The 22168-nt window shown below is 67.5% G+C and carries 26 protein-coding genes; 15 read left to right on the top strand and 11 right to left on the bottom strand.

Annotated features, from left to right (window positions below; all coding sequences use genetic code 11):
• Positions 1-2: 2 nt before the first annotated feature.
• From cysD to A8G08_RS28490, 4 genes are all read right to left on the bottom strand, one after another.
• Entirely contained in the window at positions 3-944 is a 942-nt protein-coding gene (gene cysD, locus A8G08_RS14390; RefSeq protein WP_068275158.1) for a sulfate adenylyltransferase subunit CysD, read from the bottom strand.
• A complete protein-coding gene (locus tag A8G08_RS14385) occupies positions 923-1660 on the bottom strand; it encodes a phosphoadenylyl-sulfate reductase (RefSeq protein WP_068275155.1) in 738 nt (245 codons plus the stop codon). Before A8G08_RS14385 ends, cysD begins: the two co-directional genes overlap by 22 nt.
• On the bottom strand, positions 1657-3384 hold the full coding sequence (locus tag A8G08_RS14380) for a nitrite/sulfite reductase (protein WP_068275152.1): 1728 nt from the start codon (positions 3382-3384) through the stop codon (positions 1657-1659). The genes A8G08_RS14385 and A8G08_RS14380 overlap by 4 nt, the downstream gene beginning before the upstream one ends.
• Positions 3385-3502: 118 nt before the next feature.
• Positions 3503-3607, bottom strand: a complete 105-nt coding sequence (locus tag A8G08_RS28490) for an Ms4527A family Cys-rich leader peptide (RefSeq protein WP_425394558.1) — start codon at positions 3605-3607, stop codon at positions 3503-3505.
• 148 nt (positions 3608-3755) lie between these two features.
• Here A8G08_RS28490 and hemW point away from each other — a divergent pair, with 148 nt between their 5' ends.
• Entirely contained in the window at positions 3756-4973 is a 1218-nt protein-coding gene (gene hemW / locus A8G08_RS14375; protein WP_068275149.1) for a radical SAM family heme chaperone HemW, read from the top strand.
• Here the strand turns inward: hemW and A8G08_RS14370 are convergent.
• Positions 4970-5272 (bottom strand): type II toxin-antitoxin system VapB family antitoxin, encoded by a 303-nt coding sequence (locus A8G08_RS14370; RefSeq protein WP_068275146.1) that lies wholly within the window; start codon positions 5270-5272, stop codon positions 4970-4972. The genes hemW and A8G08_RS14370 overlap by 4 nt on opposite strands.
• Positions 5273-5443: 171 nt before the next feature.
• Here A8G08_RS14370 and hrcA point away from each other — a divergent pair, with 171 nt between their 5' ends.
• The 3 genes from hrcA to A8G08_RS14355 all read left to right on the top strand — a co-directional run bounded on the left by hrcA (position 5444) and on the right by A8G08_RS14355 (position 8563).
• On the top strand, positions 5444-6484 hold the full coding sequence (hrcA, locus tag A8G08_RS14365) for a heat-inducible transcriptional repressor HrcA (protein WP_068275142.1): 1041 nt from the start codon (positions 5444-5446) through the stop codon (positions 6482-6484).
• 154 nt (positions 6485-6638) lie between these two features.
• A complete protein-coding gene (gene dnaJ / locus A8G08_RS14360; protein ID WP_068275139.1) occupies positions 6639-7787 on the top strand; it encodes a molecular chaperone DnaJ in 1149 nt (382 codons plus the stop codon).
• A 14-nt stretch (positions 7788-7801) separates the two neighbouring features.
• Positions 7802-8563: a 16S rRNA (uracil(1498)-N(3))-methyltransferase gene (locus A8G08_RS14355; RefSeq protein ID WP_068275136.1), complete on the top strand. Its 762-nt coding sequence runs from the start codon at positions 7802-7804 to the stop codon at positions 8561-8563.
• Between the two features lie 14 nt (positions 8564-8577).
• Here A8G08_RS14355 and A8G08_RS14350 read toward each other — a convergent pair whose 3' ends face one another.
• Complete coding sequence (locus A8G08_RS14350) at positions 8578-9069, bottom strand: hypothetical protein (protein ID WP_157108578.1); 492 nt, start codon at positions 9067-9069, stop codon at positions 8578-8580.
• A gap of 204 nt (positions 9070-9273) precedes the next feature.
• On the opposite strand from A8G08_RS14350, the gene A8G08_RS14345 reads away from it, so the two are divergent.
• Genes A8G08_RS14345 through era form a run of 5 tightly spaced genes read left to right on the top strand, consistent with a single transcriptional unit; the run spans position 9274 to position 13519 of the window.
• Positions 9274-10323: a PhoH family protein gene (locus A8G08_RS14345; protein WP_084436258.1), complete on the top strand. Its 1050-nt coding sequence runs from the start codon at positions 9274-9276 to the stop codon at positions 10321-10323.
• A 60-nt stretch (positions 10324-10383) separates the two neighbouring features.
• Positions 10384-10929 carry an rRNA maturation RNase YbeY gene (gene ybeY, locus A8G08_RS14340; RefSeq protein WP_068275130.1) on the top strand — a complete coding sequence of 182 codons (546 nt, stop codon included), beginning with the start codon at positions 10384-10386 and terminating at the stop codon, positions 10927-10929.
• Positions 10926-12284 (top strand): hemolysin family protein, encoded by a 1359-nt coding sequence (locus tag A8G08_RS14335; protein ID WP_068275128.1) that lies wholly within the window; start codon positions 10926-10928, stop codon positions 12282-12284. Before ybeY ends, A8G08_RS14335 begins: the two co-directional genes overlap by 4 nt.
• Positions 12277-12609, top strand: coding sequence for a cytidine deaminase (locus A8G08_RS14330; RefSeq protein WP_068275125.1), 333 nt, complete (start codon positions 12277-12279; stop codon positions 12607-12609). The genes A8G08_RS14335 and A8G08_RS14330 overlap by 8 nt, the downstream gene beginning before the upstream one ends.
• Positions 12602-13519, top strand: a complete 918-nt coding sequence (gene era, locus A8G08_RS14325; RefSeq protein WP_068275122.1) for a GTPase Era — start codon at positions 12602-12604, stop codon at positions 13517-13519. Before A8G08_RS14330 ends, era begins: the two co-directional genes overlap by 8 nt.
• Positions 13520-13532: 13 nt before the next feature.
• Here the strand turns inward: era and A8G08_RS14320 are convergent, their stop codons facing one another.
• Positions 13533-14156, bottom strand: a complete 624-nt coding sequence (locus tag A8G08_RS14320; RefSeq protein WP_068275119.1) for a TetR/AcrR family transcriptional regulator — start codon at positions 14154-14156, stop codon at positions 13533-13535.
• 152 nt (positions 14157-14308) lie between these two features.
• Here A8G08_RS14320 and A8G08_RS14315 point away from each other — a divergent pair, with 152 nt between their 5' ends.
• Together A8G08_RS14315 and A8G08_RS14310 are read left to right on the top strand one after the other, a co-directional pair.
• Positions 14309-15673 carry a cytochrome P450 gene (locus A8G08_RS14315; RefSeq protein WP_068275116.1) on the top strand — a complete coding sequence of 455 codons (1365 nt, stop codon included), beginning with the start codon at positions 14309-14311 and terminating at the stop codon, positions 15671-15673.
• A 170-nt stretch (positions 15674-15843) separates the two neighbouring features.
• Positions 15844-16239: a hypothetical protein gene (locus tag A8G08_RS14310; RefSeq protein ID WP_068275113.1), complete on the top strand. Its 396-nt coding sequence runs from the start codon at positions 15844-15846 to the stop codon at positions 16237-16239.
• A gap of 16 nt (positions 16240-16255) precedes the next feature.
• On the opposite strand, the gene A8G08_RS14305 is transcribed toward A8G08_RS14310, so the two are convergent.
• Positions 16256-16846, bottom strand: coding sequence for a TetR/AcrR family transcriptional regulator (locus A8G08_RS14305; RefSeq protein ID WP_245672834.1), 591 nt, complete (start codon positions 16844-16846; stop codon positions 16256-16258).
• Positions 16831-18252, bottom strand: a complete 1422-nt coding sequence (locus tag A8G08_RS14300; RefSeq protein WP_068275110.1) for an amidase — start codon at positions 18250-18252, stop codon at positions 16831-16833. The genes A8G08_RS14305 and A8G08_RS14300 overlap by 16 nt, the downstream gene beginning before the upstream one ends.
• Positions 18253-18392: 140 nt before the next feature.
• Between A8G08_RS14300 and recO the strand changes: the two genes are divergently transcribed.
• The 3 genes from recO to A8G08_RS14285 are packed head-to-tail and all read left to right on the top strand — an operon-like array spanning position 18393 to position 20413.
• Entirely contained in the window at positions 18393-19229 is an 837-nt protein-coding gene (gene recO / locus A8G08_RS14295; protein ID WP_084436250.1) for a DNA repair protein RecO, read from the top strand.
• Complete coding sequence (locus A8G08_RS14290) at positions 19195-20001, top strand: isoprenyl transferase (RefSeq protein ID WP_084436256.1); 807 nt, start codon at positions 19195-19197, stop codon at positions 19999-20001. Before recO ends, A8G08_RS14290 begins: the two co-directional genes overlap by 35 nt.
• A gap of 10 nt (positions 20002-20011) precedes the next feature.
• Positions 20012-20413: a YbjN domain-containing protein gene (locus A8G08_RS14285; protein WP_068275104.1), complete on the top strand. Its 402-nt coding sequence runs from the start codon at positions 20012-20014 to the stop codon at positions 20411-20413.
• A gap of 77 nt (positions 20414-20490) precedes the next feature.
• On the opposite strand, the gene A8G08_RS14280 is transcribed toward A8G08_RS14285, so the two are convergent.
• Both A8G08_RS14280 and A8G08_RS14275 read right to left on the bottom strand, forming a co-directional pair.
• The gene (locus tag A8G08_RS14280; RefSeq protein WP_068275101.1) at positions 20491-20910 is read right to left on the bottom strand and encodes a Fur family transcriptional regulator; all 420 of its coding nucleotides are present in this window, start codon (positions 20908-20910) and stop codon (positions 20491-20493) included.
• The gene (locus A8G08_RS14275) at positions 20891-21217 is read right to left on the bottom strand and encodes an ArsR/SmtB family transcription factor (RefSeq protein ID WP_068275173.1); all 327 of its coding nucleotides are present in this window, start codon (positions 21215-21217) and stop codon (positions 20891-20893) included. The genes A8G08_RS14280 and A8G08_RS14275 overlap by 20 nt, the downstream gene beginning before the upstream one ends.
• Before the next feature lie 206 nt (positions 21218-21423).
• Between A8G08_RS14275 and A8G08_RS14270 the strand changes: the two genes are divergently transcribed.
• Positions 21424-22168, top strand: a 745-nt coding sequence (locus A8G08_RS14270) for a glycine--tRNA ligase (RefSeq protein ID WP_068275098.1), incomplete at its 3' end; no start/stop codon positions are given.

Genomic DNA, 22168 nt, shown 5'->3' with positions numbered 1-22168 from the left:
GATCAGAAATAACCCTCACGCTTGCGGTCTTCCATGGCGGCTTCGGAAACACGGTCGTCGCCGCGAGTCGCGCCACGCTCGGTGAGCCGGGATGCGGCCACCTCGGCGAGGATCGCGTCGTTGTCGGCGGCGTCGGAAAGGATTGCGCCGGTGGTGGATCCGTCACCAACCGTGCGGTAACGCACCGAGCGGATCTCGAGCGTCTCGTCGTCGGACGGGCCGCCCCACGATCCGGGAGTCATCCACATGCCGTCGCGCTGGTACACCGGGCGCTCGTGGGCGTAGTAGATGCTGGCGAGGTCGACGTTCTCCCGCGCGATGTAGCGCCAGATGTCGAGCTCAGTCCAGTTGCTCAGTGGGAACACGCGAACGTGCTCGCCCGGCGCGTGCTTGCCGTTGTAGAGGTTCCACAGCTCCGGACGCTGACGCTTCGGATCCCACTGGCCGAAGGCGTTGCGCAGCGAGAAGATTCGCTCCTTCGCGCGCGACCGCTCCTCGTCGCGACGACCGCCGCCGAACACCGCGTCGAAACGGTTCTCGGTGATGGAGTCGAGCAGCGGCACGGTCTGCAGCGGGTTGCGGATCCCGTCCGGGCGCTCGGTGAGGCGGCAGTCGGCGAGGTAATCCTCGACGCTGGCCACGTGCAGCCGCAGGCCGTAACGCTCCACGATTTGGTCGCGGAACTCGAGCACCTCGGGCAGGTTGTGCCCGGTGTCCACGTGCAGCAGCGCGAACGGTAGCGGCGCGGGCCAGAAGGCCTTGATCGCGAGGTGCAGCAGCACCGTCGAGTCCTTGCCGCCCGAGAACAGGATGACGGGGCGTTCGAACTCGCCGGCAACCTCACGGAAGATGTGGATGGCTTCGGACTCGAGCGCCGCGAGGGTGTCGAAACCGGCGTTGGCGACGCGGGTGATTTGAGCGGTCATGACTGGTGCAACCCACATTCGGTCTTGGCGAAACCGGCCCAGCGGCCACTTCGCGGATCGGATCCCGGTTCCGGCTTCTTCGTGCACGGTGCGCAGCCGATCGAGGGGTAACCCTCCTCGACGAGCGGGTTCACCAGCACGCCGTGCTTGTTGATGTAGTCCTGCATGTCCTCGTCGGACCAGGCGGCGATCGGGTTGATCTTCACCAGACCGAACGCGTCGTCGAATGAGATCAGCGGCGCGTTCGCACGGGTCGGAGCCTCGACGCGGCGGATACCGGTGACCCAGGCGCTGTAGTTGCTCAGCGTGCGCTGCAGCGGTACGACCTTGCGCAGCCGGCAGCATTCGCCGGGCTGCGAGGCGAACAGGTCCTTGCCGACGAGCCGGTTCTGGTCGTAGACGGACTGCTCGGGAGCGGCATTGACGATGGTGACGCCGTAGACGGCTTCGACCGCGTCACGGGTGCCGATGGTCTCTGCGAAGTGGTACCCGGTGTCGAGGAAGAGCACGTCCACACCAGCCCGGACCTGCGTGGCGAGGTGCACGAGCACCGCGTCCTGCATGTTCGACGCGACGATGTAGCCGTCCCGTCCTTCGGCGTCCGCGGCGCGGGGACCGAAGGTCTCGTCGGTCCAGCGGAGCAATTCCTCGGCGCTCGCGCCCACGAGGTCGGCCGCGCCGCGCTCGGCGACGAGGCGTAGGGCTTCCGTGCTCGGTGTGGAGATCACGCTCATCGCAGGTCTGCCTCTTCCGCCCGGACCGCCCACACGGCGAACCGCTCGCCCTCGTTGCGGTGCTTGATGAAGTTGCGCACGACGCGCTCGATGTAGTCGCCCATCTCGACGCTGGTCACCTTGTGCTGGCGCAGCTTTCGGCCGAAACCGCTGTCGAGGCCGAGGCTGCCACCGAGGTGGACCTGATAGCCCTCCACCTGGTTGCCGTCGCCGTCGTCGACAAGCTGGCCCTTGAAGCCGATATCGGCGATCTGCGAGCGACCGCAGGAGTTCGGGCAGCCGTTGATGTTGATGGTGATCGGCACGTCGAGCTGCTCGTTGATGTCGGCGAGGCGCTGCTCGAGATCCGGTGCGAGCACCTGCGAACGCTTGCGGGTTTCGACGAACGACAGCTTGCAGAACTCGATTCCACTGCACGCCAGCAGGTTCCGGCGCCAGTGCGACGGACGGGCCTGCAGGCCCAGCGGCTCGAGCTCGGCGATCAGCTCATCGAGCTTGTCGTCGGCGACGTCGAGCACGATCAGCTTCTGGTACGGGGTGAACCGGATCCGGTCCGAGCCGATCCGCTCGGCGGCGTTGGCCACCTTGGTGAGGATCGTGCCGGAGACACGGCCGGCGATGGGGGAGAAGCCCACCGCGTTGAGGCCGTTGCGCAGCCGCTGCACGCCGATGTGATCGATCGGGCGGGCCGGCTGCTCGGGCGCGGGGCCGTCGATCAGCTTGCGCTTCAGGAACTCGTCCTCGAGCACCTGGCGGAACTTCTCGATGCCCCAGTCCTTCACGAGGAACTTCAGGCGCGCCTTCGTGCGCAGGCGGCGATAGCCATAGTCACGGAACAGCGAGACAACCGCTTCCCACACATCCGGCACCTCGTCGAGCGGCACCCACGCGCCGACCCGCTGGGCGAGCATCGGGTTGGTGGACAGTCCGCCGCCGACCCACAGATCGAAGCCGGGGCCGTGCTCGGGATGCTCGACACCGACGAAGGCGACGTCGTTGATCTCGTGCACAACGTCCTGCTGGCCCGAGATGGCGGTCTTGAACTTGCGGGGAAGGTTCGAGTACTCCTTCTTGCCGATGTAGCGGCGGACGATCTCGTCGACGGCTGGGGTGCCGTCGATGATCTCGTCGAGCGACTCACCCGCGAGCGGCGACCCGAGCACGACACGCGGGCAGTCGCCGCACGCCTCGGTGGTCTGCAGGCCGACGGCCTCGAGCCGCTGCCAGATCTCGGGAACGTTCTCGATCTCGATCCAGTGGTACTGGACGTTCTGGCGGTCGGAGAGGTCCGCGGTGTCGCGGGCGAACTCGGTGGAGAGATCGCCGAGGGTGCGCAGCTGCTCGGCGGACAGTGCGCCGCCGTCGCTGCGCACTCGCATCATGAAGTACTTGGCCTCGAGCAGGTCGACGTTCTCGTCACCGGTGTACGTGCCGTCGTATCCCTGCTCGCGCTGGGTGTAGAGGCCCCACCAGCGGAAGCGGCCGCGCAGGTCGCCCTTGTCGATGCTGTCGAAGCCGTTCTTCGAGTAGATGTTCTCGATCCGAGCCCGCACGTTGAGCGGGTTGTCGTCCTTCTTGGACTGCTCGTTCGGATTCAGCGGCTCGCGGTAACCGAGAGCCCACTGGCCCTCCGCCTTGCGCTTGACCGGCTTGGCGGTGCGCTCGCGGCGTGCCGGGGCGGCTGCCTTGTCCGTGACGGGGCCGGCGTCGGTGGTCGACGTCATGGAATCGCTCCTGGATTCGTGTTTCAGGCGCCACGCAGCGCAGGGCTGTGCGCTCTATTGGCGACCTGGTCCGGGCGAGCTGCCCGAGAGATCTGAGGGGGCTGGTTGGGTCTGCGGATCAACAGGAGGGCAGACAGCAACAGCTACAGACACGCTTGAAGTCGACGTGGCGGCGCGCCACGAGTCGTACTCCACCGCCGCGAAGGGCGTCGTGTCCGGTCATGGCGGCCATTCTGCCATGGGAAATACCCGCTGCCGACCCCATGGGCGGTATTTCCCCCGAAATCGCGGGAAATGTCCTGGTCGAAACCCGGAGTGGAATATGCAACAGCCGGTGCGATCGCGCGCGACGGGACGGGGACAATGAAGGCGTGAGCAGCGCCCCGACCGTGAGTGCCGCCGCGTCGCTGGAGCTGTCCGACGCGGCGCTGCGTGGCGTGGGAAAGCGGCCGTTCGGGGTGTACGTGCACGTCCCGTTCTGCGCCACCCGATGCGGCTATTGCGACTTCAACACCTACACCGCGGGCGAGCTGGGGAGCAGCGCATCGCCCCAGTCCTGGCTCGACGCGATGCGCACCGAACTCGACCTCGCGGCCGGGCGGCTCGCGCAGAGCCCGGGTGGGGTGCCTGTCGCGCAGACGGTGTTCGTCGGCGGCGGCACGCCGTCCCTGCTCGGGGGCGACGGCCTCGCCGCGGTGCTGGATGCGGTGAAGTCGAGTTTCGGTCTCGCGCCGGGCGCCGAAGTGACCACCGAGTCGAATCCGGAGTCCACCGGGCCGGAATTCTTCGACCGGCTCCGGGCCGCGGGCTACACGCGCATCTCGCTCGGAATGCAGTCCGCCGCACCGCATGTGCTGAAGGTGCTCGATCGCGTGCACACGCCGGGCCGTCCGGTTGCGGCGGCACGCGAGGCACGTGCGGCCGGGTTCGATCACGTCAATCTCGACCTCATCTACGGCACTCCCGGTGAGCGCGCGGGCGACCTCGATCGGTCGCTCGATGCGGTGCTCGACGCCGGGGTCGACCACGTCTCTGCCTACGCCCTGATCGTCGAGGACGGCACCGCGCTATCGCGCCGGATCCGGCGCGGCGAGCTTCCCGCGCCCGACGACGACGTGCTCGCCGAGCGCTATGAACAGGTCGACGCGCGGCTGTCGGCGGCGGGACTGAACTGGTACGAGGTCTCGAACTGGGCCGCCGATGCCGGCGACTCGCGCTGCCGGCACAACCTGGGGTACTGGGACGGCGGCGACTGGTGGGGTGCAGGCCCGGGCGCGCACAGCCATGTCGGCGGGGTGCGGTGGTGGAACGTCAAACACCCGGCCCGCTACGCGCAGACCCTCGCCGATGGAGTGCTGCCGGTGCAGGACAGCGAGAAGCTGACCGAGGCCGAGGCGCACACGGAGGAAGTGATGTTGACCACACGGCTGCGCACCGGTCTGCCGAGCGGTCTGCTCGACGCGGCCGAACGTGCCGCGGCGGACGAACTCGTCACCGATGGGCTGCTCCGCGAAGTGCGTGACACGTTCGTGCTCACCGGCCGCGGCCGGCTGCTCGCTGACGCCGTTGTGCGCCGCGTGCTGACCTAGCGGTCCGGTCCCATCTCGAGCACGCGCGCGTGCATGACTGTCCGGTTGCGCAGCGCCGCGCGTACAGCGCGGTGCAGGCCGTCCTCGAGGTAGATCACGCCCTGCCACCGCACGGCGTGCGGAAACAGGTCGCCGTAGAACGTCGAGTCCTCGGACAGCAGGCGGTCGAGTTCGAGCACCTTCGTCGTGGTGACGATTTCGTCGAGCCGTACCTGACGAGGCGGGATTTTTGACCAATCCTTGATGGAAAGTCCGTGGTCGGGATAGGGCTTGCCCTCCCGCACGCCTCGAAAAATCATTACCACCGCCCAGTTCGTTCGTTGGTCTTCCGCCGCACCATACGTCTTGCAATGGTTACGGCCGAAGGTCGGACTAAACTGGACCTTCACCCGTGGTAGGCGCCGGCGGCGAAGAGACCACCCGGTCGGCACGGGTTGCGGTCGTCGAAGATGTGCCAGGAGGTGGAAACGATGGCGAGCACGGAGGAACGGCGCTTCCAGGTGTTGCGCGCGATCGTTGCCGACTACGTGTCCACCAAGGAACCGGTGGGCTCGAAGGCGCTCGTCGATCGGCACAACCTCGGAGTGTCCAGTGCCACCGTCCGCAACGACATGGCCGTACTCGAGGCCGAGGGGTACATCGCCCAGCCGCACACGAGCTCGGGCCGCGTGCCGACCGACAAGGGCTATCGCCAGTTCGTCGACCGGATTTCGGAAGTGAAGCCGCTCTCCACCGCGGAACGGCGCGCGATCCTCGAGTTCCTCGAAAGCGGAGTCGACCTCGACGACGTGCTGCGCCGCGGAGTCCGGCTGCTCGCCCAGCTCACCCGGCAGGTTGCGGTCGTGCAGTACCCGATCCTCTCGGCATCCTCGGTCCGCCACCTCGAAATCGTTCCGCTGACGCCGGCACGCTTGTTGCTGGTTGTCATCACCGACACCGGCCGAGTGGACCAGCGCATCGTCGAGCTCGGTGACGTCATCTCCGACGAGGATCTCGCCGGTTTGCGGGGGCTGCTCGGGGGCGCGATGGAGGGCAAGCGGCTCGCCGTGGCTGCACAGTCGGTCGCCGAACTTGCGGTGGACGCACCGCCGCAACTGCGCGAAGCGGTGGTGCGCGCGACAACCGTGCTGGTCGAGACCCTCGTGGAGCACCCTGAGGATCGCCTGGTGCTCGGCGGCACGGCGAACCTCACCCGCAATGCGGGGGACTTCGAGGCGCTCCCCGGCTTCCCGGGCTCGCTCCGGTCGGTGCTCGAGGCGCTCGAGGAACAGGTGATCGTGCTCAAACTGCTCGCCGCGGCGCAGCAGCCCGGCACGGTGACCGTGCGCATCGGTGAAGAGACCCAGGTCGAAGAGATGCGCGGCACGTCGATGGTGTCGACTGCCTACGGTCTCGACACGGTGCTCGGCGGGATGGGCGTCCTCGGACCGACCCGGATGGACTACCCCGGCACGATCGCCTCGGTGGCGACCGTCGCGAAGTACATCGGCGAGGTGCTCGGGGGACGCTAATTGCCGGTTGCACGGCATCGGCAGGTAGCGTTGCAGTGTTGACAGCGCGGTGTGCCGCGCTGTTTTGGCCGCGGCGCGCGAGGAATTGCGCGGCGGCGCGAGCGCACTTCTGGCGCGGCAACTGACAATTGGGAACAGGGACGAAAGAACTCAGGTGGCACGCGACTACTACGGACTGCTCGGTGTCGGACGCAACGCGACCGACCAGGAAATCAAGCGGGCCTATCGGAAGCTCGCCCGTGAGCTGCACCCCGACGTCAATCCGGACGAGGCCGCACAGGCCCAGTTCAAGGACATCTCGACGGCCTATGAAGTGCTGTCGGATCCGGAGAAGCGCCGCATCGTCGACATGGGCGGCGACCCGTACCAGTCCGGTGGCGGTGCAGGCGGATTCACCGGCGCCGGATTCGGTGGGCTCGGTGATGTCTTCGAGGCGTTCTTCGGCGCGGGCGCGACCGGCGGCGGCCGCCGGCCCCGCGGCCGGGTTCAGCCGGGTGCCGACTCGCTGCTGCGTACCAAGCTCACCCTCGCCGAGTGCGCCACCGGCGTCACCAAGCATCTGACCGTCGATACCGCGGTGCTGTGCGACCTGTGCCAGGGCGCGGGCACGCACGGCAACTCGCACCCGAGCCGTTGTGAGACGTGTGGCGGCGCCGGCGAGGTCCAGTCGGTGCAGCGCTCGTTCCTCGGCCAGGTCATGACGTCCCGCCCGTGCCCGACGTGCCGCGGTGCGGGCGAGGTGATCACCGACCCGTGCCACAAGTGCTCCGGCGACGGCCGCGTGCGTGCGCGCCGCGAGATCGCCGCCAAGGTGCCTGCGGGTGTCGCGAACGGCATGCGGATCCGGCTCGCCTCGCAGGGTGAGGTCGGCCCCGGCGGTGGCCCCGCCGGCGACCTGTACGTCGAAATCCTCGAGACTGCGCACGAGACGTTCGTGCGCGACGGCGACGATCTGCACTGCACCATCCGGGTGCCGATGGTCGACGCCGCCCTCGGCACCACGGTCGTGGTGGACGCGATCCTCGACGGCCCGACCGAGTTCACCGTCGCGCCGGGCTCGCAGCCCGGTCAGCAGATCGTGATGCGCGGACACGGCATGCCGAAGCTGCGCTCGGGCACGCGTGGTGACCTGATCGCGCACTTCGAGGTCGTCGTTCCGACGAAGCTCGATCACAAGCAGGCCGACCTGCTGCGCGACTACAAGAACCTGCGTGAACGGGACCGCGCCGAGGTCGTGTCGAGCGGTTCCGAGCACAGCGGCGGGCTGTTCTCGCGCCTGCGCGACGCCTTCAGCGGTCGCTGAACAGCGGCCGAAGCATGGCCGCCACCCTCTTCTACCTCGACCCGCTGCCGCCGGTCGGGTCCGTTGCCGTGCTCGACGGCAAGGAGGGCCACCACGCCGCGACCGTGCGGCGGATCGGGGTGGGGACGCGAATCACGTTGTCCGACGGGCGCGGTGAGATCGCCGAGTCGACGGTATCGGCGGCCGAAAAGGATCGGCTCGAGCTGACCGTCACGGCCCGCACGCGGGTCGAGACGCCCGAACCGCGCGTCACATTGGTGCAGGCGCTGCCGAAGTCCGAGCGCTCCGAGCTGGCCGTGGAACTAGCCACCGAGGCGGGTATCGACGAGATCGTGCCGTGGCAAGCGGCGCGCTGTGTGGCCCGCTGGGACACCGGCAAGGCGCGCAAGGGTGTCGACAAATGGCGAGCCACCGCACGCGCGGCAGCCCAGCAGTCGCGCCGGGCGTGTATCCCCGAAGTAGCCGATCTGCACGACACCGCCGCCGTGTGCGGGCTGGTGCGCGATCGCGTCGCCGCGGGCGCGGTGGCGCTGGCCCTGCACGAATCCGCCGAAGGATCGCTTGCGCGACTCGAGCTGGCCGACATCCCCCAAGTGCTGCTCGTGGTTGGGCCGGAGGGCGGCCTTGACGACGGCGAGCTGGACAAGCTCGCAGCGGCCGGCGCCAGCGCGGTATTGCTCGGCCCGAGCGTGCTGCGTACATCCACAGCCGCCGCCGTCGCGCTGGGTGCGCTCGGCGCTATGACCGGGCGATGGTCCGCCCGGCCGCTGCACTAGCAGTACCTCCCGCACTAGCGATAGAGCGTCGGCTCCACGACCAGCTCGAAACCGGGAACACTCACTCGCACCGGTGTCAGCGGCGATTCGGCAGCCGCAGGCGCCGCTTCGCCGAACAAGCAATGTCCGTTCGGGTTGACAACGACGTCTCCCGCACGCACCCGCACCGCGCCGCGCGCTTCCAACGCAGTTCCCGGCGGCACCTGGACGAGATCGTGCACCCACGATGCGAGGTACGGGTGCGCAAGGACAGTGCCGCCTTCGACCTGCACCGGCGGCACCTGAACGGGGGAGAAGGCCGGTGTGAGCGCGGGCGCGGTACCCGCCCCGTTCGCGGGCTGTCCATAGTCCGGAGCCAGTGCGTATGCGCCTGCCGTGCCGATGGGCGCGGATGCGGGTGCGACGACCGCGGGTGGCGGTGCCGGTGGCGGAGGAGGGGGCGGTGCCGCGATACCGACGCCGATGCCCAACGCTGCGATGGCAGCCACAATGAGCGCAATGATCATGCTCGCAATGGTCCGGCGCCGCGAGTCCGGCGTGAAGAGTTGTGGTCGGCGCGAGCGCAACCCCGGGGCCGCTAACGCAGGTATTTCGAATGCGACCAATTTGCCGCGAGGACTAGACTTGGTTCCAGAAGCAGCCGAACCAAGGAAGCAGGCTATAGCCACCACGTGAGAGCCCAGAACGAGATAGGTGAGCCCTCGAATCAGATCTCGGGTGGGCTGATCGATGATGGGGCGCCGCCCACCGTTCGGTCCACGGTGGAACTGCCGCCGGATGCGGTGTTCGGATTCCTCGGCTCGGCCGATGCGAACCTTCGCCAACTCGAACGGCTCCTCGATGCGGACATCCACGTTCGTGGCAACGCGGTCACCCTCACCGGCGAAGCCGCCGATGTAGCACTCGCCGAGCGAGTCATCGAACAACTCGTGGCGCTCGCCGTCCGGGGACCGCAGGTCACCGTCGATGCCGTCCGACACACCGTCTCGATGCTCACCGAGGGGCTGTCCGAGTCGCCTGCCGAGGTGCTCAGTCTCGACATCCTGTCCCGGCGCGGCAAGACGATCCGGCCGAAGACGTTGAACCAGAAGCGATATGTGGATGCGATCGACGAGCACACCATCGTTTTCGGGATCGGCCCCGCCGGTACCGGCAAGACCTACCTGGCGATGGCGAAGGCCGTTCAGGCGCTGCAGACCAAGCAGGTCACCCGCATCATCCTGACCCGGCCCGCAGTGGAAGCCGGTGAGCGACTTGGCTTCTTGCCCGGCACGCTGAACGAGAAGATCGACCCGTACCTGCGTCCGTTGTACGACGCCCTGCACGACATGATGGATCCCGAGTCGATCCCAAAGTTGTTGGCGGCGGGCGTAATTGAGGTTGCGCCGCTGGCATATATGCGGGGACGCACACTTAATGATGCGTTCATCATCCTCGACGAGGCCCAGAATACTACGGCCGAGCAGATGAAGATGTTCCTTACGCGCCTCGGTTTCGGATCGAAGATCGTCGTCACCGGCGACGTCACGCAGGTCGACCTGCCCGGCGGCGCCCGCTCGGGGCTGCGCGCGGCGGCCGACATCCTCACCGGCATCGACGACATCCACTTCTCCCAATTGACCAGCACCGACGTTGTCCGACACCGGCTGGTGTCGCACATCGTCGACGCGTACGAGCGGGCCGAGGTGGACAACCGGACCGAGTTGGGCAACCGCGCCCAGCGCCGCGCCGCGCACGGCGGCCGCCCGTCGCGCAGGTGAGATCCGGCAATCGTTGCGGTGTGCTGCGGAACACCCTGCCTGCACCGATAGGCTGAGCGCGTGAGTATCGAGGTCTCGAACGAGTCGGGTGTCGACGTATCCGAGGAAGAACTGATCGACGTCGCCCGGTTCGTGATTGCGCGGATGGACGTCCATCCTGCCGCCGAGTTGTCGATGGTTCTCGTCGACCTCGACACCATGGCCGACCTGCACATGCGCTGGATGGATCTCCCCGGTCCGACCGACGTCATGTCTTTCCCGATGGACGAGCTGGAGCCGGGCGGCCGTCCGGACAGCCCGGAGCCGGGCCCATCGATGCTGGGCGACATCGTGCTCTGCCCGGAGTTCGCCGCCGGCCAGGCCGAGAAGGCCGGCCATTCGACAGCGCAGGAACTTGCCCTGCTCACCGTGCACGGTGTGCTCCACCTGCTCGGCTACGACCACGCCGAGCCGGAGGAGGAGAAGGAGATGTTCGGCCTGCAGAACCGGCTGCTCGAGGAGTGGTACGAGAGTCTGCGCCAGGCCGAGCGCGCGGCCGCACTGGCCGAACGCGATAGCCGGCTGCTCGGTAAGACCGGATTCATCGATAGTCCCGACCAAGCGTGAACGACCCCGCGCTGATCGTCCTCGCGGTCCTGCTGGTGGCGGTCGGCGGGCTAGTCGCTGCCATCGATTCCGCCCTGAACACAGTGTCGCCCGCGCGCGTCGAGGATCTCGTGCGTGCCGAGCGGCCCGGAGCCGTCCGGCTGGAACGGGTGCTCGCCGAGCGCGCGCGCTACGTGAACCTGATGGTGCTGCTGCGCATCGCAGCAGAAATCACCGCGACGGTGCTGCTCGCGGCCGCACTGCTGAACATGCTCACCGAGAACTGGGCTCTGACCGTCAGTGCCGTCGTAATGGTGCTGGTCGACTTCATCGTGATCGGCATCGCGCCCCGCACCCTCGGCCGTCAACATGCCTACTCGATCGCGCTGGTGGCGGCGTGGCCGGTGCACGCTCTCGGCAGGTTGCTCGGGCCGATCACCCGGCTGCTGATCGTGATCGGTAATGCCCTCACTCCCGGCCGTGGATTCCGCAATGGTCCCTTCGCCTCCGAGATCGAACTGCGCGAACTCGTCGACATGGCGCAGGAGCGCGGCGTGGTCGCGGACGATGAGCGCAGGATGATCCAGTCCGTGTTCGAACTCGGCGATACGCCGGCGCGTGCGGTGATGGTGCCGCGCACCGAGATGATCTGGATCGAGGCCGACAAGACTGCCGAGCAGGCGGCGTCGCTTGCGGTCCGCAGCGGGAACTCGCGCATCCCGGTGGTCGGCGAGAATGTCGACGACGTGCTCGGGGTCGTGTACCTCAAAGACCTTGTCGCGCAGCGTTACGGCGCCGACAACGGCCACGACGCCACGGTCCGTGATGTCATGCGCCCGGCGGTGTTCGTGCCGGACTCCAAGCCGCTCGACAGCCTCCTCGCCGAGATGCAGCGCGACCGCAACCACATGGCGATCCTCGTGGACGAGTACGGCGGTATCGCCGGCCTGGTGACCATCGAGGACATTCTCGAGGAGATCGTCGGGGAGATCGCCGACGAATACGACACCGACGAAAAACCCCCGGTGGAAGAGTTGGGGGACGGGGAGTTTCGGGTGTCGGCACGAGTGTCGATCGAGGATATCGGCGAGCTGTTCGATATCGAGATCGAGGAGGAGGACGTCGACACGGTCGGCGGCCTGCTCGCCCACACGCTCGGCCGCGTTCCGTTGCCCGGGGCGCACGTTGTCAGTCACGGCCTGCTGCTGCGCGGAGAGGGCGGCGCGGACAGCAAGGGCCGCACACGCGTACACACCATCCTGGTCAGCCGGGCCGAGGAGGAGCGCGACTCTTCCGAACCGGTTGCACGCAACGGACGCTCGGCACGCTCAGCTTCCGCACACGACGAAGAGAAGGACGGCGCTCGACATGAGTGAACTCGATGCCGAAGACGACAAGCTGGTGGTGCTCGCACGCGGTGCCATGGCCCGCGCTGGTACCGACCAGGGTGCAGCCGTTCGCGATTCCGACGGACGCACCTACGCTGCCGGGCAGGTGGACCTGTCGTCACTGCGCCTGACCGCGCTGCAGGCCGCTGTGGCCGCGGCGCTGTCGAGTGGCGCGGAGGGATTCGAGGCGGCCGTGCTGCTCGGCGGAGACGCCGGCGACGCGGGTGTCACCGCGGTGCGCGAGGTGTCCGCAGGGGCGCGGGTTGTCGTGACCGGCCGCGACGGCGCGGTGCTGGCGGTGCACAATGGCTAATCGCGATAAGAACGCCGAATTCCGTTCCGGCTTCGTCTGTTTCGTCGGGCGTCCGAACACCGGCAAGTCGACGCTCACGAATGCGCTGGTGGGCAGCAAGATCGCGATCACGTCGTCGCGGCCGCAGACCACCCGTCACACCATCCGCGGCATCGTGCACCGCCCGCATACTCAGCTCATCCTGGTCGACACCCCCGGATTGCACCGGCCGCGGACTCTGCTCGGGCAGCGGCTGAACGACCTTGTGCGCGATACGTATTCCGAGGTCGACGTCATCGCTCAGTGCTTCCCGGCGGACGAGCGAATCGGCCCCGGCGACCGCTGGATCCTGGAACAGGTGCGCACGGTCGCGCCGAAGACGAAGTTCATTGGCCTGGTGACGAAGATCGACAAGGTCGGCAAGCAGCGCGTGGTCGAACAGTTGCTCGCGGTGTCGCAGCTGCTCGGCGGTGACACCGACGTCGTTCCAGTGTCGGCGACGTCAGCGGAGAACCTGGAAACCCTCGTCGACGTCCTGTCCTCGAATATGCCGGAGGGTCCGGCGTTTTACCCGGACGGCGAGCTGACCGATGAGCCCGAGGAAACGCTCATGGCGGAGCTCATCCGGGAGGCCGCACTCGAGGGGGTGCGTGACGAACTGCCGCACTCGCTCGCGGTGGTGATCGAGGAGGTGCTGCCGCGCGAGGGGCGCGACGACATGCTCGACGTGCACGCCCTGCTCTACGTCGAACGGCCGAGCCAGAAGGCGATCGTCATCGGCAAGGGCGGTTCCCGGCTCCGCGAGGTGGGCACGAACGCGCGCAAGCAGATCGAGCACTTACTCGGCACCAGGATCTATCTCGACCTGCACGTCAAGGTCGCGAAGGACTGGCAGCGCGACCCGAAACAGCTGGGGCGGCTCGGCTTCTAACCCCGACCTGGGGTCAGCGGCGCGGTGCGAGCAGTGCGACCGCCGCGGCGACCGCCTCGTCGGAGATATCGCGCGCCGATGTGCCGTTCTCCAGCGCATACGCGGTGAGTTCGCGTAGGCCGCCGAGCAGCAGGATTGCGCGTTGCCGAGATATCGGGCCGACCCCCGATTCGCGGAGAACTTCGCCCTCGCCGAGTGCCTGGACCAGGTCGACGAAGGCGTCCATCGCGGCCCAGTGCAGTTCGCGCGCGGATGCGCCGAGCGCCGGCGCGTCCCGGATCCACGTCAGCGTCAGGGTGGGCGTGGCGTCGGTGCGGTCGATCCAGGCGAGCACCGCCTGAGTGACCTGCGTCTGCCATGGCGCGCGTCCGTCGACTGCGCCTCCGATCGCACGGATATTCGCGGCGTTGGTGTCGGTGAGCAGGGCGATGAGGCAGGACTGCCGGTCGGCGAAGTACTCGTAGAACGTGCGCCGCGAGGTGCGCGCCTGGCGGACGATGTCGGCGACCGTGGTGTTGGTGTACCCCTTGTCGGCGATCACAGCGGCCAGCGCGTCGAGCAGGCGGTGTCGGAACCCGGACGTGCTGTCGGCGACGCTCTGGTCACCGTCACTGTGCTTGGGGTTCGCCGCTGTCAACTTCCACCTTCCGCCGTGGCGAGAATCCTATGCGTCCGGCGCGCTTGCCGGGTCCGTCCGAATGCGCCGGGTCAGGAGCGTGGACTCTTGCGCTGGAGCGGTACGTGTGCGTACCGTAACCCCGATCACACTTCGGGCGAGAGGGGACCCCAATGGGAGTGGCGACGACCGATCCGGTACGGCTACCGCCTGCGCTGCCGGTGCCTCGGGTCCTACAGGCGATTCCGTTCGTCCTCGCCCGTCAGCGGCTCACCGCACTGCTGGGGAAGCGCTACGGCAGCGAGTTCGTGCTGAATCTGCCCTCACTCGGCAAGACGGTCGTGATCAGCGACCCCGTCCTGGTCAAGGACATCTTCACCACCAACTTCGACCTGGTCGGTCTCGGCGGCGCTCTCGGTCTGGTTCTCGGTCCGGGATCGACCTTCAGCCTCGACGGTGCCGAGCACCGCGCTCGACGCAAGCTGCTGGTCCCGCCGTTCCACGGCAAGCGGATGGCGGCGTACGAGGACATCGTCGAGCAGGAAACGCTGCGCGAGATCGCGTCGTGGCCCGATGGCGAGGAGTTCGCAACCCTCGAATCCTTCATGCACATCACGCTCAATGCGATCCTGCGCGCGGTCTTCGGCGCCGAAGGAGACGCCTTCGCCGAACTGCGAGAGCTGTTGCCGCGCATCGTAGTTCTCGGCTCGCGGATGACGGTGGTGCCGCCGTTCGTCCGGCGCGACTACGGCGCGTGGAGCCCATGGGGCCGGATGGAGCGCTACCGCCGACGCTATGACGAGATCGTGGAGCAGCTGATCGCCGACGCACTGGCCGATCCGAATTTCGAAGAGCGTCAGGACGTCCTCTCGCTGATGTTGCGAGCCCGATACGACGACGGTTCGCGGATCTCGAACGACCATGTCGCCGACGAGCTGCTCACGCTGCTCGCGGCGGGCCACGAGACGACGGCGACGACACTCGCCTGGGCCGTCGAGCGCCTGCGCCGGCACCCGGACGTGCTCGCGCGCCTCGTCGCAGAGGCCGATTCCGACGAATCCAAGTACCGGCAGGCGACGATCTACGAGATCCAGCGCACCCGGCCCGTCATCGATGGCGCGCCGCGCAGAGTGAAGGAACGAGTGCGGGTCGGGGATTGGGTGATTCCCGCGGGGTACTCGATTTTCGTCAGCATCCTGCTCTCGCAGTCCTCGGACAAGAACTTCCCCAATGCGGCGGAATTCGACCCGGATCGGTTTGTCGGAACCAACCCGGACAACTACACCTGGATCCCGTTCGGCGGCGGCGTGCGCCGCTGCATCGGCGCGGCATTCGCCAACATGGAGATGAACGTCGTACTGCGAACCTTGTTGCGGGAGTTCGAGTTCGAGGCAACCAACGGTCCCGCGGAGGTTGTGCAGTCTCGCGGTGTGGCGAACGCGCCGGGGCAGGGTGGGCGCGCGATCGTCAGGCGGCGGCGTAAGCCCGCGCGCGAGGCGGATACCGCGACCGCGGTGATGCCTCAGATCGTGGGGTAGAGCAGGCGCCGCCGTCGCGAGACCAAATTGTCCGATTAGCGTGTCAAGGGTTCTGCGCAGGTGGATTCTGGATGGCGTAGGAATTCGCCAGCCAGGAGGACAGATCGATGCGGAGATGCGCTCGCACGTCCCGATGTACCAGCGATGGAATTCGGCCGCATAGCCGAAGGTTGCCGTTCTATGTTGCCGCCGCTGCCGCAGCGGCCGTTGTCGGGGGTTGTGCCGGATCGGACCAGTTGGTTGCCGAGTCCGCGGACAGCACGACTGAACCGATAGCCACCGAGGAGATACTTTTGCCGTACACGGCACCGGAGTTGACGATGGCAACGCAACCGGAGTCCGTGCAAGGGCTCGAAGGCCAGGACACCGGCCGGGTGGGCGCTGCGCCTCCGGCGGGCGTGCCGCCAGACATTCCGGAGCTACCCGTTCTTCCAGCGGGCGAGCCGAATCAGGTCGAATCAATCGATGCGCCGCAGGCGGATGTCCCGAGCAATCCCGAATTGCCGGCATCACCCAACCAGGCTGACACGGGTGCGGCGGCCGAGCCACAGACCGCGGGTCCGTAACGAGTGACGACCGGGATCAACCGGACGGGGGATTAACCCCGACCGATCCGCGCGCGCTGTCGATAAGCCGCAGTAGCATGAGCGAAAGCTGTTGTGGTGCAGAGCCAGTGGCCAGTCGCCGCAATTGAATCCCGGTGACCGCGGCCACTATCGCCGGCGCGAGCGTGTCGGCATCGGGAATACCGAGCGACTCGAGAATCCGGACTGCCAGCATGTCGTAGGCCGCGAAACACTCCGCCGCAGCGGGGCGCAGTTCGTCCGCGCGTCCGGCCTGGATGTACAGCTCGAACGGCGCGATTCGTTCTGCCGAGAACGCAAGGTCTTTCGCCACGCGCTCGGCGATCTCGGCCGCGTCGGAAACAGTGAGCTGCGCTGTGGAATACGACTCGGCGAGCTCGGTGAGCCGAGTGGTCTCGTCACGGACGAACCCGAGCAGAGCCTCGCGCAAAAGATCGTTCTGCGTGGGGAAGTGGTACGTGATGGAGCCGAGCGAGACTCCCGCCACCGTGGCCATGCGCCGATTCGACACCGCCGCAACACCATCGGTGCCGACGATCTGGAGGGCGGCGGCGAGAATCCGCTCGCGAACGCTCAGCTCTGCAGCCACCACGGCTCCGGGCGGACCTTGTCCCAGCGCAGTTCCGACTCGAGCTGTGCAGCCAGCGACAGCAGCAGCGGCTCGCTGTCGGCGTTGCCCATCAGCTGCGCGCCGATCGGCAGACCGGCCTCGGTGAAGCCCGCCGGCACGTCCACGCTCGGCCAGCCGAGCACATTCCACGGCCACGTATAGGGACACGCCGCGGTGATGACTTTATCCGTACCCCAACCACTTTGGCCGTCCAATGCCTCGACGAGCGGTGCGGGAGTGGCGGTGGTGGGGGCGAGCACGACATCGAAGTCGCGGAAGATCGCGCCGGTGTGTCGCTGCAGGTACGGTTCGAGCCGGCGCGCGAGCCGCAGCGGCGCGCCGTGCAGCAACTTGCCGGTCCGCGCGTTGGCGCGCGTGCGCGGATCGACCGCCTCCGGATCGGGCACCCGCTCCATCCAGTCGTACAGACCCGCGGTCGCGCGGGGCAGGAACGAGACGCCGAGCAGTGGGCTGTACGGCACCTCGGCCACCGTCACGGTGTGGCCGAGTCGGCGCAGCGTCGCCGCCATCCGCTCGACACCCGCGCGTACCTCGGGATCGAGCCGGGTTGGCGTGGGAATGAAGGGGATTCGCGTCGACAAGGCGATGCGCAGCCTGCCCGGGTCGCGGCGCACAGCGGCGGAGGCATCGATCGTTGCGGGCTGATGCACGTCGCCCTCGTGGTTTCCGGCCGCGAGGTCGAGCAGCCAGGCGGCGTCGGCGACCGTACGGGCCAGGGTGCCGTTCACGGTGATCCCGTGGAACGCCTCGGCGAGGGGCCAGGTGGAGATGCGGCCGCGCTGCGGCTTGATGCCCACCAGGTTCGTCCACGCCGCAGGGATGCGGACCGATCCGGCGCCGTCGGAGCCGAGCGCCGCCGGAACCAACCCGGCCGAGACGGCGGCCGCGCTACCGCCGGACGATCCGCCCGGTGTGCGAGAGCGATCCCAAGGATTGCGGGTGTACCCGAAGGCTTTTCCGTCGGTGAAGGGCCACTGACCGAGCTCGCAGGAGTTGGTCTTGCCGACGATCACAGCGCCGGCCGCGCGCAGTCGGCGCACCACCTCGCCATCGGTGTCGATGTTCGGGAATTCACCGGCACAACCGAATGCCGTCGGCGATCCGGCCAGGTCGGTGTCGTCCTTGACCGCGATCGGCACGCCGAGCAGGGGCAGGCGCTCACCGGCGGCGAGGCGGCGGTCGGCCTCTGCGGCCTCGGTCAGAGCAGCCTCGCGGCGGACGACCTTGAATGCGTTCAGCATGGGCTGGGCGGCCTCGATCCGATCGAGGACGTCCGAGACGGCCCCGGTTGAGGTGACAGTGCCCTCGTGGACGGCGGTCGCAAGCTCGCGCAGGCCGAGTTCGCGGGTCGAGATGTCGCTCATGGCTCTCCTGTTCGTTCGAACGAACAGTATATCCGGTGCGGCCCCGCCTGCCCGGGTTTGTCGGGGTCACGTGGAAAACTCTGCTGTGGAATGGGTGAGCTGTGCTCGCTCGACTGCGGCATGCGAGAGGAGGTGAGTAGATGCGGCACTATTACCGCGACAACGCGGTGGTGTTGCGCCAGCACAAACTCGGCGAAGCCGATCGCATCGTCACCCTGCTCACCCGCCAGCATGGCCTCGTTCGTGCGGTCGCCAAGGGGGTGCGCCGCACCCGCTCGAAGTTCGGCGCGCGGCTCGAACCGTTCGCCCATATCGACGTGCAGCTCTATCCCGGGCGCAATCTCGACATCGTGACCCAGGTGCTCACCATCGACGCCTTCGCCGCCGACATAGTGAACGACTATGGCCGCTACACCACGGCCTGTGCGGTGCTCGAGACATCCGAGCGGCTCGCCGGCGAGGAACGCGCACCCGCGCTGCGGTTGCACCAGCTCACGGTGGGTGCCCTGCGGGCGGTCGCCGAGCATTCCCGCCCGTCCGAGCTGATCCTCGACGCATTCCTGTTGCGGGCCATGGGCTATGCGGGGTGGGCGCCCGCGCTCACCGAATGTGCCCGCTGCGCCGAGCCCGGTCCGCATCGCGCGTTCCATGTGGCTGCCGGGGGATCGGTGTGTCTGCACTGCCGTCCGCCGGGCGCGGTCACTCCGTCGCAGGGAGTGCTCGACCTGATGGATGCGCTGCTCCGCGGCGACTGGGCCTACACCGAGACCACCTCGGACACCGTCCGCAGGCAGGCGAGCGGGTTGGTGGCGGCGCACCTGCAGTGGCATCTCGAGCGTCAGCTGCGCACATTGCCGCTGATCGAGCGGTCCCGGCCGCACGATGTCGCCGTCGCAGCGGTACCGCGCGGTGGCCTGACCCCGGTGGGGCAGGATGGAGGCCGTGATTCGACGCCGCGAGCTGCCGACTCAGCCTGACCGGTCCCGTCCGATCCGGCCACCGAGTCCCCACCCGTCGGGGGCTACTGCGCCCAACCTGCCCGCGGAATTCGTGCCTCGCCATGTCGCGCTCGTCATGGATGGCAACGGGCGCTGGGCCCAGGATCGCGGCCTGCCCCGCACCGCCGGTCACGAGCGCGGTGAAGCCGTTCTGATGGATACCGTCGAGGGCTGCATCGAAATCGGCGTCAAATGGCTCTCGGCCTACGCGTTCTCCACTGAGAACTGGCGGCGCAGCCCCGACGAGGTGCGTTTTCTGATGGGGTTCAATCGCGACGTGATTCGCCGCCGCCGCGACGAGATGCACGAGATGGGCGTCCGCGTGCGTTGGGCCGGACGGCGACCGCGGCTGTGGCGCAGCGTCATCAAGGAACTCGAGACCGCCGAGGAACTCACCAAGCACAACACGACAATGACGCTGACAATGTGCGTCAACTACGGCGGTCGCGCCGAAATCGCCGATGCCACACGCGAAATCGCCCGACGTGTCGCGGCCGGACAGCTCGATCCCGAACGCATCAGCGAGGCGACGATCGCGCGTTTCCTCGACGAGCCGGACATGCCGGATGTCGATCTCTTCCTGCGTCCCTCGGGGGAGCTGCGCACCTCCAATTTCCTGCTGTGGCAATCGGCGTATGCCGAATTCGTGTTCCAGGACAAGCTATTTCCCGATTTCGACCGCCGCGACCTGTGGGACGCGTGTGTCGAGTATGCGAAACGCGATCGCCGCTTCGGCGGCGTGAAGGGCTGAGGCACATCCGATGAGCTCGACTACCGCCGAACAACTGCAGGACCGCGCCGCCGACGTACTCGCGCGGTTCGTCGACGTGCGGCGCAACGATGACGATTCGCTTGCCTTCGAGTACGGGGGAGCGCTGTGTTCGCTTCGCGCCGTAGGTCTTTCGCCAGGACTCGACGTGCTGTCGATCACCGCGGTGCTCGCTTGGGACCGGCCGCATCACGCACAACTCGCGGAGCGCGTGGCCGAGCGAAACTCTGCCCTGCAGTTCGGCACGATCATTCTGATCGATCATGAAGATCTCTCGGATGTCGTGCTGCGCTACGTCTGTCCGGCGGCGGGTCTGGATGACGAAGCGCTCGCGACTCTTCTGCTGCTCGTGCTCGCCGGGGCGGACGACAGCCGGCAGGGGTTGCTGGCCTAGCTCGTCGCGCACAGAGCGCGCCGGCGCGCACGCCTGGGCGTGCGCGGGCGTGTGAAAACGTGCGCGTCGAGGGTCAACTACCCCGCGACGGAACAGTCCCGGCAGGTACCGAAGATCTCCACGGTGTGGCTGACATCGCCGAACCCGTGCTCGTCGGCCACCGTCTGCGCCCACTGCTCGACGGTCGGGCCCTCGACCTCGACGGTGTAACCGCAGTTGCGGCAGACCAGGTGATGGTGATGCCCGGACGAGCAGCGGCGGTACACCGACTCGCCGGTGTCGGTGCGAAGCATGTCGATCGTGCCGGCGTCGGCGAGCGTCTGCAGGGTCCGGTAGACCGTTGTGAGTCCGATGTTCTCGCCGCGGCGGCGCAATTCGTCGTGCAGCTCCTGGGCGGAACGGAATTCGACGATCTCATCGAGCAATGCCGAAATGGCGCTGCGCTGCCGGGTGCTGCGCACACCGATCGGCGCGGCCTCAGTGCTGCGCGGTGCCATCGGCTATCCCCTCCTGGGCGTGTTCGAGTGCGTCGAGCACGATCCGGGCGAGGTGATCGTCCACGAGTTCGTAGAGCACTTCGCGACCGGTCCGTTCGCCGCGCACCACGCCGGCCGACTTGAGCACCCGCAGGTGCTGGCTGATCAGCGGCTGCGATACCCCCAGGGAGCCGACGAGTTCGTGCACGCATCGACTGGACTGCAGCAGCTGCAGCACGATCTCGATGCGGACCGGAGCCGCGAGCGCACGCAGCAGGTCACCGGCGGCGTGGAGCGATTCCTTCGGGATCGGCGCCGCACCGGACAGTGGGTCGAACGGACTCGGCGCGGACCGAGCGAGGGAGTGGTGGGCGGCATCCGTAGTGGGCACCCGAACCTCCTTATTGCAAATCACTTCCATTTTGATATGCACGTTCATGCATGTCAAACCAGGCCGCGTATGGCGACGCTCGCCGCCCGATAGGCTTGCCCGGACCCATTCCGTAACTTCACACCAGATTGCGAGTCCCCGAAGTGGCACCCAAGTCCAAGGTCGACACCGTCGCGAATCTCGCCAAGCGCAGAGGCTTGGTCTTCCCGTGCGGTGAGATCTACGGCGGAACCCGCTCGGCTTGGGATTACGGCCCGCTGGGCGTGGAGCTCAAGGAGAACATCAAGAAGCAGTGGTGGCGCTCGACGGTCACCAGCCGCGACGACGTCGTCGGACTCGATTCGTCGGTCATCCTGCCGCGGCAGGTGTGGGTCGCGTCGGGCCACGTCGGTGTCTTCAACGACCCGCTCGTCGAGTGCCTGAACTGCCACAAGCGGCACCGGCAGGACCACCTGCAGGAGGCCTACGCGGAGAAGAAGGGCCTCGACAACCCGGACGACGTCGCGATGGATGTCCTCGTTTGTCCGGACTGCGGCACCGTCGGAAAGTGGACCGAGCCGCGCGACTTCAACATGATGCTCAAGACCTACCTCGGCCCGGTCGAGTCCGAGGACGGCCTGCACTACCTTCGCCCGGAGACTGCGCAGGGCATCTTCGTCAACTTCGCGAACGTGCTGACCACCTCGCGCAAGAAGCCGCCGTTCGGCATCGGCCAGATCGGCAAGAGCTTCCGCAACGAGATCACGCCGGGCAACTTCATCTTCCGCACCCGCGAGTTCGAGCAGATGGAGATGGAGTTCTTCGTCAAGCCGGGCGAGGACGAGGAGTGGCACCAGTACTGGATCGACACCCGGCTGGCCTGGTACACGAACCTGGGCATCAACCCGG

The organism is Aldersonia kunmingensis (genome assembly GCF_001646865.1).
GTDB lineage: Bacteria > Actinomycetota > Actinomycetes > Mycobacteriales > Mycobacteriaceae > Aldersonia > Aldersonia kunmingensis.
This window is presented reverse-complemented; position numbering and strand designations above follow the sequence as displayed.